The following is a 16,240-nucleotide window of genomic DNA, read 5'->3' on the forward strand; positions in this document are numbered from 1 at the left end:
ACGGCGTCGCTCAGATCGGCGCCGGATAGAGCCGGTGGAGACGGCGAATTCCATTCAGCACATCCTGCGACAGCGTCACGTCGGCGGCGCCGATGGCGGTCTTGAGCTGCGGGATCGATGTTGCGCCGATGATGACGGATGCCATGAAGGGGCGCGTCAGGCAAAAGGCAAGCGCCATCTGCGCCGGATCGAGGCCATGCTCGCGCGCCAGCGCCACATAGGCGGCGACCGCCGGCTCCTGGTGCGGCGTGAAGCGGCCCCCGAGGTCGCCGTTGATCGACAGGCGCGAGCCGGCGGGTCTTGCCCCGTCGAGATATTTGCCCGTCAGCAAACCGGCTGCGAGCGGCGAATAGGCAAGCAGCCCGACGTCTTCATGATGCGAGAGTTCGGCGAGGTCGAGGTCGAAGGGGCGGTAAAGCAGGTTGTACTCGTTCTGGATGCTGGCGACTCGCGGCAGACCGTGTTTCTCGGAGAGGTCGAGCATCTTCATCGTGCCCCAGGCGGTGTCGTTGGAGAGCCCGATGGCGCGGATCTTGCCGGCCTTCACCAGATCGCCGAGCTTGTCGAGAATGGCCTTCAGATCGGCGGCTACATGCTCCTTGTCCTGCCGCGACGGGTCGTACGACCAGGCATTGCGGAAGTGGTAGTGGCCGCGATTGGGCCAGTGCAGCTGGTAGAGATCGACATAGTCGGTCTTCAGCCGCTTGAGGCTGGCGTCGAGTGCTTCGTCGATGCCCTCCGGCGTCATCGGGCCGCCGTTGCGGATATAAGGACGGCCGGAGCCGGCGACCTTCGTGGCAAGCACCACGTCGTCGCGCCGGCGCCGGGCTGCCAGCCAGTCGCCGATGATGCGCTCGGTATTGCCGTAGGTTTCCGCCGAAAGCGGCGTTGTCGGATAAAGTTCGGCGGTGTCAATGAAGTTGACGCCCCGTTCGACGGCATAGTCGAGCTGCCCGTGGGCTTCGATCGGCTTGTTCTGCGAGCCCCAGGTCATGGTGCCGAGGCAGATTTCGGAAACCTTGATGCCGGTGCGGCCAAGCGTATTGTAGCGCATGTAATCACGTTCCTTGTGCTGGCGGATGCGCGCCGGCGGGAGGAGAAAGGCGCGCTGCCCTCGAATAGGGTGATGCCGCAACCTGGAGGATATCGAGCCGGTGCGGCGATGCGGGCAAACTTAAGCCTTGCTTGACGAAGATCAAGGGCAAAAGCCGGCAACGAGAGGGCGGCGCGCTTGACTCGCCGTTCAGGAATGTGAATGGAGAGGAAAACGGTGGGGTGAGGCTACTGTGGCGCCGGCGCCCGCGTTCCACTCACACCGAGAAAGCAGATTGCGACGGGCCCGACACGATCGCCCGTCGAAATCCAGGGAAGGGCACTCCTGATGAGCATTGCATTCACGTTCCCCGGTCAGGGCAGCCAGGCCGTAGGCATGGGCAAGGAATTGGCCGAAGCCTTTCCGGAGGTCGCAGCCGTCTTCGCCGAGGTCGACGACGCGCTCGGTGAAAAGCTTTCCGACACCATGTGGAACGGTCCCGAGGAAACCCTGACGCTGACGGCGAATGCGCAGCCGGCGCTGATGGCCGTCTCCATGGCAGTCATCCGGGTGCTCGAGTCGAAAGGCCTCGATCTCAGAAACAAGGTTTCCTTCGTTGCAGGTCATTCGCTCGGCGAATATTCGGCGCTCTGTGCCGTCGGAACCTTTTCGCTTGCCGATACGGCGCGCCTCCTGCGCATCCGCGGCAATGCGATGCAGGCGGCCGTCCCGGTCGGCAGGGGCGCGATGGCTGCGATCATCGGCCTGGAAAACGAGGATGTCGAAGCGGTCTGTCGCGAGGCGTTGTCACTCGGTGCTTGCCAGATCGCCAATGACAATGGCGGCGGGCAGCTGGTGATCTCGGGCGAGAAGCAGGCGGTGGAAAAGGCGGCCGCGCTCGCCTCTGAAAAAGGCGCAAAGCGCGCCCTGATGCTGCCGGTCTCCGCACCCTTCCATTCCGCCCTGATGGCGCCGGCCGCCGACGCGATGCGCGATGCCCTTTCCACTGTCGAGAAGCGCGATCCGCTCGTGCCGGTCGTCACCAATGTGCTGGCCGCTCCAGTCAGCGATGCGGGCGAGATTGCCCGGCTGCTGGTCGAGCAGGTGACCGGTCAGGTGCGCTGGCGCGAGACGGTGCAATGGTTCGCCGCCAATGATGTGACGACACTCTACGAGATCGGCTCGGGCAAGGTGCTGACCGGCCTTGCCCGGCGGATCGACAAGACCGTCAACGGCCTTGCCGTCAATACGCCCGCCGATATCGACGCGGCGCTTGCCGCTCTTCTGGCCTGAGCGCCCCAATCAAGCGCCCATTGTAAAAGGGAGAAATCCATGTTCGATCTTTCCGGCCGCAAGGCTCTCGTCACCGGTGCATCCGGCGGCATCGGCGAGGAAATCGCCCGCGTGCTGCACGCCCAAGGCGCAATTGTCGGCCTTCACGGCACGCGCGTCGAAAAGCTCGAGGCGCTCGCCAACACTCTTGGCGAGCGGGTCCGGATCTTTCCGGCAAATCTCTCTGATCGCGTGGAAGTCAAGGCGCTCGGCGAGAAGGCGGACACCGAGCTCGGCGGCGTGGACATTCTCGTCAACAATGCCGGCATCACCAAGGACGGTCTTTTCGTCCGCATGAGCGACGAGGACTGGGATAATGTCCTGGAGGTCAACCTGACGGCCGTCTTCCGGCTGACCCGCGAGCTGACGCATCCGATGATGCGCCGGCGGTTTGGCCGCATCGTCAACATCACTTCCGTCGTCGGCGTGACCGGCAATCCGGGTCAGGCCAACTACTGCGCGTCGAAGGCCGGCATGATCGGCTTCTCCAAGTCGCTCGCCCAGGAGATCGCCACCCGCAACGTCACGGTCAATTGCGTGGCGCCGGGCTTCATCGAGAGCGCGATGACCGGCAAGCTGAACGACAAGCAGAAGGAAGGCATCATGGCGGCGATCCCGATGCGCCGGATGGGAAGCGGTGTCGAAGTCGCTTCCGCCGTCGCCTATCTCGCCTCCAACGAAGCGGGCTACGTCACCGGTCAGACCATCCACGTCAACGGCGGCATGGCGATGATCTGACCTGCTTTTTCGGCGGCCGGGTGATGCAGCCTGCTGCCTGCCGCCGGGCGCCCGGTCAGTGCGATCGCCCATCGATGTCAAATGCCTGAAATTCAATGTTGAGCAAGCGAATGTCGGGCATTTTCGGACTTTGCGGCAGACTTAAACCGTGTTAATCGGGCCATGACTGTGCGCAGTCGACCGGTCCGGCCAGGTTGTCCGGCAGCCCCTGCTGCCACGGGTTTTCCGCGGTTTTCGGTTGAATGGATTGCCCGGTGGGCCATCTTGGTCTATCAGGCGTGAACGAGTACCGGCGCCAACAATGGCGCCGCAGAGAAAACGAAGGTCGAGGAACTCCGACATGAGCGATATCGCAGAACGCGTGAAGAAAATTGTTATTGATCATCTTGGCGTCGATGCCGAAAAAGTAAGCGAAGGCGCAAGCTTCATCGACGACCTCGGCGCGGACTCGCTCGACACCGTCGAACTGGTCATGGCCTTCGAAGAAGAATTCGGCGTCGAGATTCCGGACGACGCGGCGGATTCGATCCTGACCGTCGGCGACGCCGTCAAGTTCATCGAAAAGGCCCAGGCCTAATCGTCGCTGCGGCCGCAAGGCCGCCCGGCGGGCCGCTGGACCGCGGCCCGTACAGCCCTGGGGATGTGGGCTGGCCCGCCGCGATTGCGGGTCGCGATCAGCAAAGCGCTCCCGCCTTTCCCTCTGATCGTCGAAGCTGCAAGGGATGCAGGGATCGGGCTCGTCGCACGCGTACCGGTCGGGCTCCGGAATGGAACGTTCAGGGTGGATCATGGGCATGAGACGTGTCGTTATCACCGGTACCGGCATGGTATCTCCTTTAGGTTGCGGAACCGAGGTTAGCTGGTCGCGTCTTCTTGCCGGCGGCAACGCGGCGCGCAAGGTGACCGAATTCGAGGTCGAGGACCTCCCCGCCAAGATCGCCTGCCGCATTCCGTTCGGCGACGGATCCGACGGCACCTTCAATGCCGACGACTGGATGGAGCCCAAGGAGCAGCGCAAGGTCGACCCCTTCATCGTCTACGCGATGGCCGCCGCCGACATGGCGCTGGCGGACGCCGGCTGGAAGCCGGAAAGCGACGAGGATCAGATTGCCACCGGCGTGCTGATCGGCTCCGGCATCGGCGGCCTCGAAGGCATCGTCGAAGGCGGCTACACGCTGCGCGACAAGGGGCCGCGCCGGCTTTCGCCCTTCTTCATCCCCGGCCGCCTGATCAATCTCGCCTCCGGCCAGGTCTCCATCCGCCACAAGCTGCGCGGCCCGAACCATTCGGTTGTCACGGCGTGTTCGACCGGCGCGCACGCGATCGGCGATGCGAGCCGCCTGATCGCGCTCGGCGACGCCGACGTGATGGTGGCGGGCGGCACAGAATCGCCGATCTGCCGCATTTCGCTCGCCGGCTTTGCCGCCTGCAAGGCGCTCTCGACACAGCACAACGACAATCCGGAAAAGGCATCCCGTCCCTATGATGCCGATCGCGACGGCTTCGTCATGGGCGAGGGCGCCGGCATCGTCATTCTCGAGGAGCTTGAGCACGCCAAGGCGCGCGGCGCCAAGATCTACGCGGAGGTGGTCGGCTACGGCCTTTCCGGTGACGCATTCCACATCACCGCTCCGTCGGAAGACGGCGACGGCGCCTACCGTTGCATGCAGATGGCGCTGAAGCGCGCCGGCCTGACAGCCGCCGACGTCGACTACATCAACGCGCACGGCACATCCACCATGGCCGACACGATCGAACTCGGCGCGGTCGAGCGGCTGGTCGGCGACAGCGCTTCGAAGATCTCGATGTCTTCGACGAAATCGGCGATCGGTCATCTGCTCGGGGCTGCGGGCGCGGTCGAGGCGATTTTCTCGGCGCTCGCGATTCGCGACAATATCGCACCGCCGACCCTCAATCTCGACAATCCGTCGGTCGAGACGAAGATCGACCTGGTGCCGCACGTTGCCCGCAAGCGGGAAATCAACGTCGCCCTGTCGAATTCCTTCGGATTCGGCGGCACCAATGCTTCGCTGGTGCTGCGCCGCTACCGGGGTCACTGATCCCGTCGGACCGGCTGCGGCAGCGCGAGCGAGAAACCGCTCGCGCTTTCCTGGCCCGTGCGTTGCCTTATCCCGCTTTTTGCCGCAATGCTCGCTACAAGCTGTCGGCGGGAAATGCCGTGTCGGCGTCGCCCCGCTTGGCTATGTTCGCGCAAGGCACAACCGGCATTGTAGACTATCCATTGCTCTGACACATTCGTGCACGTTACGCTTGCCGCCGGTCTAAGCCGAAATTCGCGCCGGCGACAGCTCAATTGAATTTGCGGGTTTCGGATTCGGGAAAATCGTGAGCGACTCAAACGATAACAGCGCGGCGCAGTTCGGCCGCAATGAGACCGGGAGCAACGGGCCGATCATTCCGAAGTCGGCGAACGAGGCGCTACGACCCGAACGCGTGCCGGAGCCGCCGAAGCGTTCCAGGAAAGCACGCAGCCAGGTCGTCATCTTCCTCAATTTCCTGATGACCGTGGTGGTTTTCGTCGTGTTGGCGGCGGCGGGCGCCGTCTACTACGCCATGCATGAATACGAGAAAGCTGGGCCCCTGGAAGCGAACAGGAACTTCATCGTGCGCAGCGGGGCCGGCATTATTCAGATTGCCGAGGACCTGGAACGCAACAGCATCATCACCGACGCCCGTGTGTTCCGCTTCGTCTCCGAAGCCTATCTCGACAACGAAACGCTGAAGGCCGGCGAATACGAGATCAAGGCGCATGCGTCGATGCAGGAGATCATGGAACTGCTGAAATCCGGCAAGTCGATCCTTTATGCCGTGTCTCTGCCGGAAGGGCTGACGGTGAAGCAGATGTTCCGCAAGCTTGCGGACGACCCGGTGCTCGTGGGCGACCTGCCAACGGAACTGCCGGCCGAAGGCTCGCTGAAGCCGGACACCTACAAATTCACCCGCGGCACCAAGCGGGCCGAGATCGTCCAGCAGATGGTTGCGGCACAAAAGTCGCTGGTCGAGCAGATCTGGGAAAAGCGTGACCCGAAGCTGCCGGTTTCGTCGGTCGACGAGTTCGTCACGCTCGCCTCCATCGTCGAGAAGGAAACGGGCCGCGCAGACGAACGGCCGCGTGTAGCCTCCGTGTTCATCAACCGGTTGGAAAAAGGCATGCGCCTGCAGTCGGATCCGACGATCATCTACGGCATCTTCGGCGGCGAGGGCAAACCAGCCGACCGGGCGATCCTGAAGTCGGACCTGGAAAAGCAAACGCCCTACAACACCTATATCATCAAGGGCCTGCCGCCGACGCCGATCGCCAATCCGGGCCGGGCGGCGCTGGAAGCGGTGGCCAATCCGTCGCGTACGCCCGAGCTTTATTTTGTCGCCGACGGGACCGGCGGTCACGTCTTCGCCGCAACCCTCGAAGAGCACAATGCGAATGTGCGGCGGTGGCGAAAGCTCGAGGCCGAAAAGGCGGCCGAGGCGGCGAAGGCGGCTGCGGATGCCGCCACGGTGCCCGAGGCGCAATAGACAGGCTCATTGTGGACGATTGGCGGACGGCGCGGATATCCCTTGCGGTATGCCGCGCCGTCGCCCTATTGCTGTCTGCACGACAGCGCCTTGCGTTCTTGCGGACGCACAAAGCCGCTGTAGCTTAGCAACGCTGCGTGTTTGGCCCTCGTCTGCAATCGGCTAGAGGAAGCACTCAGCAGCGAAATGGAGGAAACCATGCCGCTCCAATCGATGACCGGCTTCGCCAGGAGAGAGGGGAGCAGCGGCCGCTATCGCTGGGCCTGGGAGTTGCGCTCGGTCAACGGCAAGGGGCTCGATGTGCGGCTCCGCCTGCCGCAGGGGCTGGAGCGTTTCGAGCCCGACTGTCGGCGTCTTGCTCCGCAGTATTTCTCTCGCGGCAACCTGCAGATCGCCCTGTCGGTCAGCGGCGGCGAGACGGCCGTCGACGCCGTGATCAATCGGGGTGCCCTGGACGCTGTCCTGAGGCTCCGCGAGCAGCTCGGGGATCTCGTCGATCCGGCGCCGCTGAGGTTCGATACGCTTCTGTCGCTCCGCGGCATCATCGATCTTCGCGAGCCGGAGGAAAGCGAGAGCGAGCGCGCCGCCCGCGACGCCGACATTGTCAAGGGGCTGGAGCTGGCGCTTGGCGACCTCATGGCGATGCGCGAAGACGAGGGAGCGGCGCTTGAAAAAGTTCTGCTGGCGCAGGTGGACCGCATCGAAGCGCTGACGACGACGGTGGAGAACGATCCCTCACGCAGCCCTTCGGCCATTGCCGCGCGACTGGTGCAGCAGGTCGCGCTGATCATGGACAATGCCTCGTCGATCGACCGCGAGAGATTGCATGCCGAGGTCGCACTTCTTGCCACCAAGGCCGACCTCCGGGAAGAGATCGACCGGCTCCGCTCGCATATCGCTGCCGCCCGCGAGCTTCTGACGAAAGGCGGTCCGGTCGGACGCAAGCTGGATTTCCTTGCACAGGAATTTAACCGGGAATCGAATACGATCTGTTCGAAGTCGAATGCCGCTGTCGTCTCGGCCGCGGGCATCGAACTGAAGGTTGTGATCGACCAGTTCCGCGAACAGGTTCAGAATCTGGAGTAACACATGAAATCGGCGACCGCATCGCCCATCAGGATACCCCGTCGCGGATTGATGCTCGTGATCTCGTCGCCCTCGGGTGCGGGCAAGTCGACCATCGCGCGCAACCTGCTTGAAGCCGATCCGGAACTGAGCATTTCCGTGAGTGTGACGACGCGCGCGAAGAGACTGAGCGAGATCGAGGGCCGGCACTACCACTTCAAGACGATCCGCGAATTCGAAGCCCTGAGGGCGACGGATTCGCTGCTCGAATGGGCCGAGGTACACGGCAATTTTTACGGCACGCCGCGCGACGCGGTGGAGGCGGCGATGGCCGAAGGGCGTGACATGCTCTTCGACATCGACTGGCAAGGTGCGCAGCAATTGCAGGAAAAGATGGCGGGCGACGTGGTCTCGATCTTCATCCTGCCGCCGTCCATGGCCGAGCTGCAGTCGCGACTGCACCGTCGCGCCGAAGACACCGAGGAGGTGATCGCCACTCGACTCGCCAACTCGCGCGCGGAGATCGAGCATTGGCGGGAATACGACTATATCGTCGTCAACGACGATCTGGACCGCGCCTTCTCCTCGGTCCGTTCTATCATCGAAGCGGAGCGCCTGCGCCGCGACCGTCGCCCCGGTCTGTTCGAATTCGTCAACGGGCTTCTGACGGAAAACCCGTTCTAAGTCCTTCGTGTCGGCTCACAGGCAATTCGCAAGGCGGCAGAATTCTTCGACCGTCAGCGTCTCGGCTCGGCGTTGCGGGTCGATGCCGGCCTTGCCGAGCAGTGCTTCGCCACCGAGCGGCTTGAGGCTCTGGCGCAGCATCTTGCGGCGCTGGCCGAAGGCTGCCTGCGTGACTTTCTCGAGAGAGGATACCACACAGGGAATGGGCGTTTCGATCGGCTCGAGATGCACGACCGTGGACGTGACCTTCGGAGGAGGGGTGAAGGCCTGCGGCGGCACGTCGAAGGCGAGGCGCGCCTTGGTTCTCCAGCCGCAGAGGACGCCAAGGCGGCCATAGTGATCGTCGTCGGCGCCTGCGACGATGCGCAATCCGACTTCCCGCTGGAACATCAGCGTCATCGACTCCCAGAAGGGCGGCCAGCGCTCCGGCAGCAGCCAGTTGACGAGAAGCTGCGTGCCGACATTGTAGGGCAGGTTGGCGATGATACGCACCGGACCCTCGGCAAGGCTCTCGAAATCGACCTTCAGGGCGTCGCCTTCGATGATGTCGAGCCGACCGGGATAGTGGGCGCCGACTTCGGCAAGTGCCGGCAGGCAACGCGAGTCTCGTTCGATTGCCACGACCCTCTTTGCGCCGAGCGCCAGGATGGCGCGCGTCAGCCCGCCGGGGCCCGGCCCCACTTCGATGACGGTGACGTCGTCAAGGGGGCCGGCCGTGCGGGCGATCTTCTGGGTGAGGTTGAGATCGAGCAGGAAGTTCTGCCCAAGCGCCTTCTTTGCATCCAGCCCGTGGCGCTGGATGACGTCGCGAAGCGGCGGCAGACCATCGAGAGCTGCCATCAGCGCTGAGCCTTCCCAGCATTTGCCGAAAGTTCCGCGGCAAGCCGCAAGGCCGCCTGCAAGCTGTCTTCGCGAGCCATTCCCTTTCCGGCAATCGCAAAGGCGGTGCCGTGGTCCGGCGATGTTCTGATGAAAGGTAAGCCAAGCGTCACATTGACGCTCTCGTCGAAGCCGAGCGCCTTGGCTGGGATCAGCGCTTGATCGTGATACATGCAGATCGCGACGTCGTAGGTCTCTCTTGCCCGGTCGTGGAACATGGTGTCCGCCGGAAGCGGGCCGACGACGTTCAGACCTTCGCCGCGAAGCCGGTCGACGACCGGGCGGATGACAGCATCGTCCTCGAGACCGAGCGCGCCGCCTTCTCCGGCATGCGGGTTCAGTCCGGCGATCGCCAGGCGCGGCGTCTCCAGCCCGAAGCGGCTCTTGAGATCGGCGGCGGTAATCGTAGAGGTCCGGTAGATCAGATCCGGCGTCAGTGCGGCGGGAACATCCTTGAGCGGGATATGGATCGTCACGGGAACGGCGCGCAGTTTCGGCCCCGCCAGCATCATCACCGGCAGGACGGCGGTTCCGGTCGCCTTCTCCGCCAGATCGGCGAGGTATTCCGTATGGCCGGGGAAGCGGAAGCCCGCCTCGTAGAGCACGGCTTTGGCGATGGGATTTGTCGTCACGGCCGACGCCTCACCGGCGATGACGAGTCGAACGGCTGTATCGATCGCTTCGGTCACGGCAGCGGCATTCTCCGCGCTCGGTTCACCGGCGGTAACGGTAGCGCGACATGGGATCGGCAATACCGGCAGGGCATTCGGGAAAACGGCGGCGGAGTTGAGACAATCGGTTTCCTCGATCCGCACGGTGATACCGAGCGTCTTGGCGCGTGCCGAAAGCACCGCGGGGTCGCCGATGAAGAGGAAAGGCGCAGTTGCCTGCGCCTCCCGCTTTGCCCAAACGGCAAGAGTGATGTCCGGGCCGATACCGGCCGGGTCGCCCATCGTCAGGGCAACCGGCCTGCCGCGCGTGTCGCTCATGTTAGCCCGTATTACTTATTGACGATCTGCGCCTTGGAGCGCAGTTCCTCGAGATATTTTTCGCTGTTCGGATCTTCGCCGCCGGCCTTCTTCTTGCCGATATCCTCGGCGCGGAAGACGACTTCGGCGGCGGCGTCGTCATTGACCTGGCGCTTCTTGCAGATTGCCAGATATTCGACGCCTTTTTCGGTGACGCGCGTACCTGTCGTCATGCCGTCGCCCGCCTTTTCGACGAGCGGCTTCCAATCTTCCGGCAGCTGCTGGGCAAGCACGCGGCCGAGGCTGCGGATCGATACGTCACGGTAGTTCGCGGCAAACACCTTCGACGTCTCGCAGCCGGGGAACTTCGAGCGCGAGGCATTGGCTTCGGCCTGCCGCTTGGCGGTGATTGCGCCGCGCTTCTTTTCCGGTATGACGAAGATGACCTGCTGCAGGAAGTACTCGGTGGTGACCGGCTTGTCGCCGCCGCCTTCCATCATGCGTTTGACGAGATCGCCACCGGAGAGGCGCGTGGCGCTGCCATAGCGGAAATTGACGACCCGCGGCCAGCTCATCTGGACAGCGATATATTGTTTGAAATGCTCGACACCGACGCCGGATTGGTCGAGAATCTTGCCGAGCTGTTCAGGCGACAGCTTGTTGCCGGCGGCAAACCGCGCATAGGCGGCGTCGACCTCCTGGGTGCTCACCGACTGCTGGACGCGCGCGATCTCGGCGCGCTTCAGCACCTCGTCGATCAGCTGCTTCTTGGCTTCGGCCGCGCCGCCGCCCTGGCGCTGCAGGCGAAGGAACGCCACGCGCTTGGCGATATCACCTGAGGTGATCACCGTATTGTTGACGATTACACTCACTCCGCTCGCAGCCTGAACGGCCGTACCCGAAGCAAAGCTCAGCACCCCGGCGACCGCCAGGGCGGAGAGCGCCTTCACGATCGAGAATTTCCCGCCCATTATCGTTCCCTGCTCATCCCGCGTCGATTGCTCGCAGCCGTTGCCACAGCCTCAACCGTCCGCCTGCCCACTGTCAATTTGTGGGAAATGCATAATACATGCGGCTAAACGATGACAAGAGCGCGTGATCAAACGATCGCGCCGCATTTATGCGGCGCGATCACGGCGCTCGAGATTAGAAGAGGAGCGAGGGACGTCTCAGAAATAGTCCAGCTCTTCGAAGGTGGTCTCGCCCACATTGATGTCGCCGAGCGTGCGGAAACTGATGCGGGCACCGATCGACCAGTCGTTGGCGACCGTGCTGTCCGTATCCCGCTCCGACTTGTAGACGATCGAGAACAGCGTGTCCTGATCGTCATAGGTCAGTCCCAAGCCATGCCGGGTTACGACGCCCTCATTGATGTCGTAAGTCACGCCGCCGAACACCGACCAGTAGTCGTGGAACCGATAGGCGGCAGCCGATTGGATCTCGTCCTGATCGAAGGCCGAGCCGTAGAGCGGCTGTGCCTCGATCCGCGTATAGGTGAAGGCGGCCTGCCATGTCAGCCCGAGATAGCCGACCGTCGCATCGGCACGCCGCAGGCTGAAGTCCTCTTCGTCCAGACGGCCGGAGAGACTTGCCATCAAACCGGAAGGCGCGTCGACGCCGAACATCGCCACGTAATCGGATCGGTCGCTTTCCAGGCCCGAATCCGCCCCAGCCTTGACGAGATCGTCAGTTGCGAAGGAGTTGAGGCCGCCGAGGTGGAACGATTGCCCGGCAATGGCGCGCAGGCCGTAGCCGTTGTCGAAGCTTCCGGTGTAACGGAAGCCGACATTGGCACGTGTTCCGCCCTCGATCCGGTCGAAACCGGAAAACTTGTCGCGGTCGAAGAGATTGGTGGCGTCGAAGACGAAGCTCTGGGCATCTTCGTTCGGCAGTGCGCCGGCATATTGTTCGTTCGGCCGCGCATAGAGCTGTGCGATCGGCTCCAGCACGTGGCTGCTCGTTTCACCGGCAAAAAGGATCGGATAGCGCGCCTCGAGACCCGCGGTGAGCATGCTCCGCGTCACGGCATCGCTGCTGGTGAAATCACCGGTGTAGCCGACGGGGTCGTCGACATTGACGCCGATCGCGTCGCCGCGCGCCGCAAGCAATGGCGTCAGCGCCAGACCGCCTGGGGCGATGAAGGTCCGCTTCCATTCGAGTTCGCCGGTCAGGCGATGCGACGTTCCCTCAAGCCCGCGGAAGCGATCCACGCCGAAAATCGTCGTGTCGCGGTCGAGCCGGTTGCGCTTGACGTTCGTGAAGTTGAAGTCGGCATTGAGCTCGCCGCCCAGCACCGGTTCGGGCGCCGTGTAGGAATAGTCGAGGACCTGCGCGATCGGCTGCTGGTTTTCGGCGATGCTGTCCGGATCGGCATCCTGGATGTCGAAATAGAAGGCGCGCAGGTCGAAATAGTTGCGCTTGCCGAGACCGGACAAGTAGGCCTGGTTGACATAGGTCGTGCCATCGAACGACGAAAGGTCGTAGGTCTTGGCGAAGTTGTTGTCTGATTGGACGAGAACGTTCCAGCCGAAGGTCCAGCGCGGATTGATCTCGAATCGGCCCTTGGACGCCACCATGCCGCGTGCGGTCTCCTGCGCATCGACGGTTCCGGGCGTGAACTGGTCCCGGTCCATCTGGCTGATGCCGGCCACGTTCAGCGTATGCATGCCGTTGTGGAACCGCTGGCGGAACTCGCCTTCGAGCAGGAAGCCCTGGCGCGTCAATCCGGTCGCGGTGACGGTTGCGTCCATATAGGGCGAGATCGCCCAATAATAGGGGATGCCGACGCCGGCGCCGAGTTTCTGCGCGTAGCGGAAAGTCGGAAACAGGAAGCCGCTCTTGCGTTTGACGGTGTGGTCGGGAATTTCCATCACCGGTATGTAGGCGATCGGCTTTCCGAAGAGCTCGAAATAGGCGTGTTCAAGGCGAATCGTGCGGGTGCGGCCGTTCTGAATGACACGCTGCGCCTTGATGTGCCACAGCGAGCGGTGCTCCGGTTTGGTCGAGCAGGGCGTACAGGCGGTATAGACGGCCTTGTTGAGGATGAATTCTTCGCCGCCGCGCCGTTCGCCGCTTTCGGCCGCAAGCCGGGTCAGGTCGGTGGTTTCAATCCGCAACGCCGTGACGAAACCATCGCCGAAATCGTCGGTGACGTCCATCTTGTCGGCATAGACGACATTGCCGCCGGGCTCGATCAGCTGCACTTCCCCGGTCGCAAGAATACGGCCGCTTTGCTGATTGTACTCGACCTGGCGGGCCACCATCTTGTAGCCGCCATATTCGATCTGGACGTTGCCGCGCACGATGACGATTTCCGTGTCGCGGTTGTAGACCAGCTCATTGGCGGTCAGCAGGAGCTTCGCGTCGGCCGGGATGTTCGGCTGCAGCTGGTCGATTCGGGTAGATGTGTCCTGCGCCATGGCCGGCGCATGCATTCCGATGGCAAGCGCATGCAGCGCCACGCCTGCGAGGAGGGCGGCGTTGATAAGCTTCATAGGTCCGCGGTTGCCTGCCGCCACTAGCCATCCTCCTGATGCAATAGAATCGTCGAGCCCAGCGCCATCGCTACAACAACTGGCAACCAGGCTGCAACGAACGGAGGCACGATACCGCTGCTCCCGAATGCTTTGACAAGCACGGTGACGACATAAAGCACGAAGCCTGACAGGATTCCACCGAGAATTACGGAGCGCGATTGGTTGAACCGGCTAAACTTTAGAGACACGCAGGCGGCGATCAAAGTCATCGCAACGAGAAGCAGTGGCAGCGACAGGAGCGAGTGTAGCTGGGTCTCCATGGCGTCGGTCGAGAAGCCGAAGGATCGGGCCACTTCGATTTTGTGCGGCAGGTCGAAAAACTGAATGGAATCAGCCTTTGCCAAGCGTTCCTGGACGAAATCGGCTTTCAGATTGGTACGAAGACGTACCGTTTCCAGACGTCGGGGCAGCCGTCCGTTGCCGCTTTCGGTGACCCCGTTAAGGAGCCAGTAACCATCTTCGAGTTTCGCCGACTTGGCATCCTGACGCAGGATGATGGTTCCCTGTGGATCAAAGTGGATGACGGTGACGTTGATGAGCTCCGTGCCGCCGTTCTGGACGGACCGGGCGCCGATGATCGTGTCGGTGCCGTCATAGATCTGTCGAAGCCACGGAATCGAATTGGATTGCGCCGAGCGGGAGGAACCCCATTCCGCCTCCAGCGCTTCCGCCCGTTTCGTTCCCCAGGCGGCAAGCGGGTTGAGGGCTGCGACGGCGAGAACGCCGAAGAGGAACGCACCCAGCACGAAGGGTCTCAGGAACTGCCAGACGGAAATGCCGGCGGCCCGCGTGACGACTAGCTCGTAGCGGCGGTTGAGCGAGATCAGTGCAGCCATGGCGGAAAACAGGGCCACGAAGGGTACCGTCTGCTGCAGGATGGTCGGGATGCGGAACGTCGTCATCAACAGGGCGCCGCTGACCGTGTAGTGCGGCAGGGCCGACATGCGGCTGGAGAGCTCGCTGAAATCGATGATGAAGATCAGCGCGAAGATGCCGACCAGGAACCAGAACGTGGTGACGATGTAACGTTTGAAGAAATAGAGTCCGAGGGTGTTGAGGATCATGACGCCTGTTCCCCGTCGGCGCCGGCCGGCCGCACGAGCCGAAGCCGCAACATGAGATCGGTGAATTTTTCCTTCCACGTCATGGGTATGTCGAGGCGGCGGTTGCTGGCGAGCTGGCGAATCGCCAGGGCGCCGGTCACCAGCGGCACCAGATACATGAGCGGTATGAACCAGATCGAATCTTCGGCGCTGTTGCCGGCGTAGAAGGTCATCCAGCGGATGACGAGGGCCGCGCCCACGGCACTGATCGTCGGATGAACGCGCGCCTCCCGGTGCGAGCGGGCATCGCTGCTGACGACGAGGGCGATCAAACCGAAGAGGAGCGGGTAGGTCCACTCGGTGAGGCGCCGGTGCAGTTCCGCCGTAAAGGTCAGCGGCGAGCGCTTGTAGGAAGGATCTTCCGGATCGGGATCGATGAGATAGAAGAGGTCGCGATCCTTGGCCCGAATGGTGGCTTCGCCCGCCGCCCTGGTCATGTCGGTAAGATCAAAGGCGTAGGAATCGAACTTGATGACCGAGACGCCGCCGTCCGGCAGTTTGCGATGGACTTCGCCGTCCTTCATCACCAGCGCCGAACGCTCCTCGTCGACCGCGCCCTCGCGGGCATAGTAGACGAGCTCGAAGTTCGGATTGCGCGAATCGGCGACGAAGATTCCGTGCAGGACGCCGCCGCTGCGCCGCGCCGCGACCTGCACGTAAAGTCCGTCGGTGATCTTCCGGAAGGCGTTTTCCTGCACCACTGAGGAAAGCAGGTCGGCATGGGCCGTAGCAATCATCTTGCGCACCGCAACGCGCGAGTAGGGCTCGACGAAATTGTCGATGACGAAGGAAAGGACGCTGAGCCCCACGGCAAGATAGATCACCGGCCGGATGACCGACATGCGCGAACTGCCGGCGGCGTTGAGCACCGTCAGTTCCGAATCGGTGTTCATCACGCTCAGCGTCTGGGTGACGCCGATCAAAAGCGCGAAGGGCAGGATGATTGGGACGACCGAAGGCAGGATCAAGGTCGCGAGCTTGAGGAAGGCGAAGATCGACTGGCCGCTGTCGGTGACCAGGTTGACGTTGGTCAGCGCCTGCGTGGTCCAGACGATGCCGAGCAGCGGCAGGAGCGTTGCCAGGAACATGATCGTGGCGCGCCGGAAGATGTAGCGTTCGATCAGCTTCATACCCGTTTCCGACCCAATTCCTGCTCTTCATTCGAGCCGTTCATGCGCTTACGAGCCTCGTATTCGCGTTCCGGCCGAACCGGTTTCCCGTCTCCTTCGTCGAAACCCAGAGTCTCGAACAACAGGGATAATATAAGGCGAAGAACTGCGGTTAACCGCATGTAAACATGTGCGGGCATCTTGCCAAGCGCTTCAAAAGCGAGAAGGGTGCCCGCCACGGTTTTGAACATGGTCGACG

15 protein-coding genes are annotated in these 16,240 nt (G+C 62.8%); 7 read left to right on the forward strand and 8 right to left on the reverse strand.

Features of this window, described 5'->3' with window-relative positions; translation table 11 throughout:
• Positions 1-10: 10 nt before the first annotated feature.
• Complete coding sequence (locus SS05631_RS04040; RefSeq protein ID WP_037413849.1) at positions 11-1,054, reverse strand: aldo/keto reductase; 1,044 nt, start codon at positions 1,052-1,054, stop codon at positions 11-13.
• A 327-nt stretch (positions 1,055-1,381) separates the two neighbouring features.
• On the opposite strand from SS05631_RS04040, the gene fabD reads away from it, so the two are divergent.
• The 7 genes from fabD (at position 1,382) to gmk (ending at position 8,386) form a co-directional block, all read left to right on the forward strand.
• Complete coding sequence (gene fabD, locus SS05631_RS04045) at positions 1,382-2,326, forward strand: ACP S-malonyltransferase (protein WP_037413850.1); 945 nt, start codon at positions 1,382-1,384, stop codon at positions 2,324-2,326.
• Positions 2,327-2,365: 39 nt separating this feature from the next.
• Positions 2,366-3,103 carry a 3-oxoacyl-[acyl-carrier-protein] reductase gene (fabG, locus tag SS05631_RS04050; RefSeq protein WP_037413853.1) on the forward strand — a complete coding sequence of 246 codons (738 nt, stop codon included), beginning with the start codon at positions 2,366-2,368 and terminating at the stop codon, positions 3,101-3,103.
• A gap of 340 nt (positions 3,104-3,443) precedes the next feature.
• Positions 3,444-3,680: an acyl carrier protein gene (locus SS05631_RS04055; protein WP_003531676.1), complete on the forward strand. Its 237-nt coding sequence runs from the start codon at positions 3,444-3,446 to the stop codon at positions 3,678-3,680.
• A 217-nt stretch (positions 3,681-3,897) separates the two neighbouring features.
• Positions 3,898-5,163, forward strand: a complete 1,266-nt coding sequence (fabF, locus tag SS05631_RS04060) for a beta-ketoacyl-ACP synthase II (RefSeq protein ID WP_037413968.1) — start codon at positions 3,898-3,900, stop codon at positions 5,161-5,163.
• A gap of 286 nt (positions 5,164-5,449) precedes the next feature.
• The gene (mltG, locus tag SS05631_RS04065; protein WP_037413855.1) at positions 5,450-6,637 is read left to right on the forward strand and encodes an endolytic transglycosylase MltG; all 1,188 of its coding nucleotides are present in this window, start codon (positions 5,450-5,452) and stop codon (positions 6,635-6,637) included.
• A gap of 198 nt (positions 6,638-6,835) precedes the next feature.
• The gene (locus SS05631_RS04070; protein ID WP_037413969.1) at positions 6,836-7,723 is read left to right on the forward strand and encodes a YicC/YloC family endoribonuclease; all 888 of its coding nucleotides are present in this window, start codon (positions 6,836-6,838) and stop codon (positions 7,721-7,723) included.
• Positions 7,724-7,726: 3 nt separating this feature from the next.
• Positions 7,727-8,386, forward strand: coding sequence for a guanylate kinase (gmk, locus tag SS05631_RS04075; protein WP_037379753.1), 660 nt, complete (start codon positions 7,727-7,729; stop codon positions 8,384-8,386).
• Between the two features lie 15 nt (positions 8,387-8,401).
• On the opposite strand, the gene rsmA is transcribed toward gmk, so the two are convergent.
• The 7 genes from rsmA to SS05631_RS04110 form a co-directional block, all read right to left on the reverse strand.
• The gene (gene rsmA, locus SS05631_RS04080) at positions 8,402-9,226 is read right to left on the reverse strand and encodes a 16S rRNA (adenine(1518)-N(6)/adenine(1519)-N(6))-dimethyltransferase RsmA (protein WP_037413856.1); all 825 of its coding nucleotides are present in this window, start codon (positions 9,224-9,226) and stop codon (positions 8,402-8,404) included.
• Positions 9,226-10,254, reverse strand: a complete 1,029-nt coding sequence (pdxA, locus tag SS05631_RS04085) for a 4-hydroxythreonine-4-phosphate dehydrogenase PdxA (RefSeq protein ID WP_037413857.1) — start codon at positions 10,252-10,254, stop codon at positions 9,226-9,228. Before pdxA ends, rsmA begins: the two co-directional genes overlap by 1 nt.
• Positions 10,255-10,265: 11 nt before the next feature.
• On the reverse strand, positions 10,266-11,204 hold the full coding sequence (locus SS05631_RS04090) for a peptidylprolyl isomerase (RefSeq protein WP_037413859.1): 939 nt from the start codon (positions 11,202-11,204) through the stop codon (positions 10,266-10,268).
• A gap of 198 nt (positions 11,205-11,402) precedes the next feature.
• Positions 11,403-13,751 carry an LPS-assembly protein LptD gene (locus SS05631_RS04095; RefSeq protein WP_037413861.1) on the reverse strand — a complete coding sequence of 783 codons (2,349 nt, stop codon included), beginning with the start codon at positions 13,749-13,751 and terminating at the stop codon, positions 11,403-11,405.
• Entirely contained in the window at positions 13,751-14,833 is a 1,083-nt protein-coding gene (gene lptG / locus SS05631_RS04100; protein WP_037413863.1) for an LPS export ABC transporter permease LptG, read from the reverse strand. The genes SS05631_RS04095 and lptG overlap by 1 nt, the downstream gene beginning before the upstream one ends.
• Positions 14,830-16,002, reverse strand: coding sequence for an LPS export ABC transporter permease LptF (lptF, locus tag SS05631_RS04105; protein WP_037413865.1), 1,173 nt, complete (start codon positions 16,000-16,002; stop codon positions 14,830-14,832). The genes lptG and lptF overlap by 4 nt, the downstream gene beginning before the upstream one ends.
• On the reverse strand, positions 15,999-16,232 hold the full coding sequence (locus SS05631_RS04110; RefSeq protein ID WP_037413867.1) for a hypothetical protein: 234 nt from the start codon (positions 16,230-16,232) through the stop codon (positions 15,999-16,001). Before SS05631_RS04110 ends, lptF begins: the two co-directional genes overlap by 4 nt.
• Positions 16,233-16,240 lie beyond the last annotated feature (8 nt).

Source organism: Sinorhizobium sp. CCBAU 05631 (genome assembly GCF_002288505.1).
Lineage (GTDB): Bacteria > Pseudomonadota > Alphaproteobacteria > Rhizobiales > Rhizobiaceae > Sinorhizobium > Sinorhizobium fredii_C.

Bases quoted from the DNA above. Each gene is read 5' to 3' on its own strand.
- SS05631_RS04040 (WP_037413849.1), bottom strand. From the start codon at position 1,054: ATGCGCTACAATACGCTTGGCCGCACCGGCATCAAGGTTTCCGAAATC.
- fabD (WP_037413850.1), top strand. From the start codon at position 1,382: ATGAGCATTGCATTCACGTTCCCCGGTCAGGGCAGCCAGGCCGTAGGC.
- fabG (WP_037413853.1), top strand. From the start codon at position 2,366: ATGTTCGATCTTTCCGGCCGCAAGGCTCTCGTCACCGGTGCATCCGGC.
- SS05631_RS04055 (WP_003531676.1), top strand. From the start codon at position 3,444: ATGAGCGATATCGCAGAACGCGTGAAGAAAATTGTTATTGATCATCTT.
- fabF (WP_037413968.1), top strand. From the start codon at position 3,898: ATGAGACGTGTCGTTATCACCGGTACCGGCATGGTATCTCCTTTAGGT.
- SS05631_RS04070 (WP_037413969.1), top strand. From the start codon at position 6,836: ATGCCGCTCCAATCGATGACCGGCTTCGCCAGGAGAGAGGGGAGCAGC.
- gmk (WP_037379753.1), top strand. From the start codon at position 7,727: ATGAAATCGGCGACCGCATCGCCCATCAGGATACCCCGTCGCGGATTG.
- rsmA (WP_037413856.1), bottom strand. From the start codon at position 9,226: ATGGCAGCTCTCGATGGTCTGCCGCCGCTTCGCGACGTCATCCAGCGC.
- pdxA (WP_037413857.1), bottom strand. From the start codon at position 10,254: ATGAGCGACACGCGCGGCAGGCCGGTTGCCCTGACGATGGGCGACCCG.
- SS05631_RS04090 (WP_037413859.1), bottom strand. From the start codon at position 11,204: ATGGGCGGGAAATTCTCGATCGTGAAGGCGCTCTCCGCCCTGGCGGTC.
- lptG (WP_037413863.1), bottom strand. From the start codon at position 14,833: ATGATCCTCAACACCCTCGGACTCTATTTCTTCAAACGTTACATCGTC.
- lptF (WP_037413865.1), bottom strand. From the start codon at position 16,002: ATGAAGCTGATCGAACGCTACATCTTCCGGCGCGCCACGATCATGTTC.
- SS05631_RS04110 (WP_037413867.1), bottom strand. From the start codon at position 16,232: ATGTTCAAAACCGTGGCGGGCACCCTTCTCGCTTTTGAAGCGCTTGGC.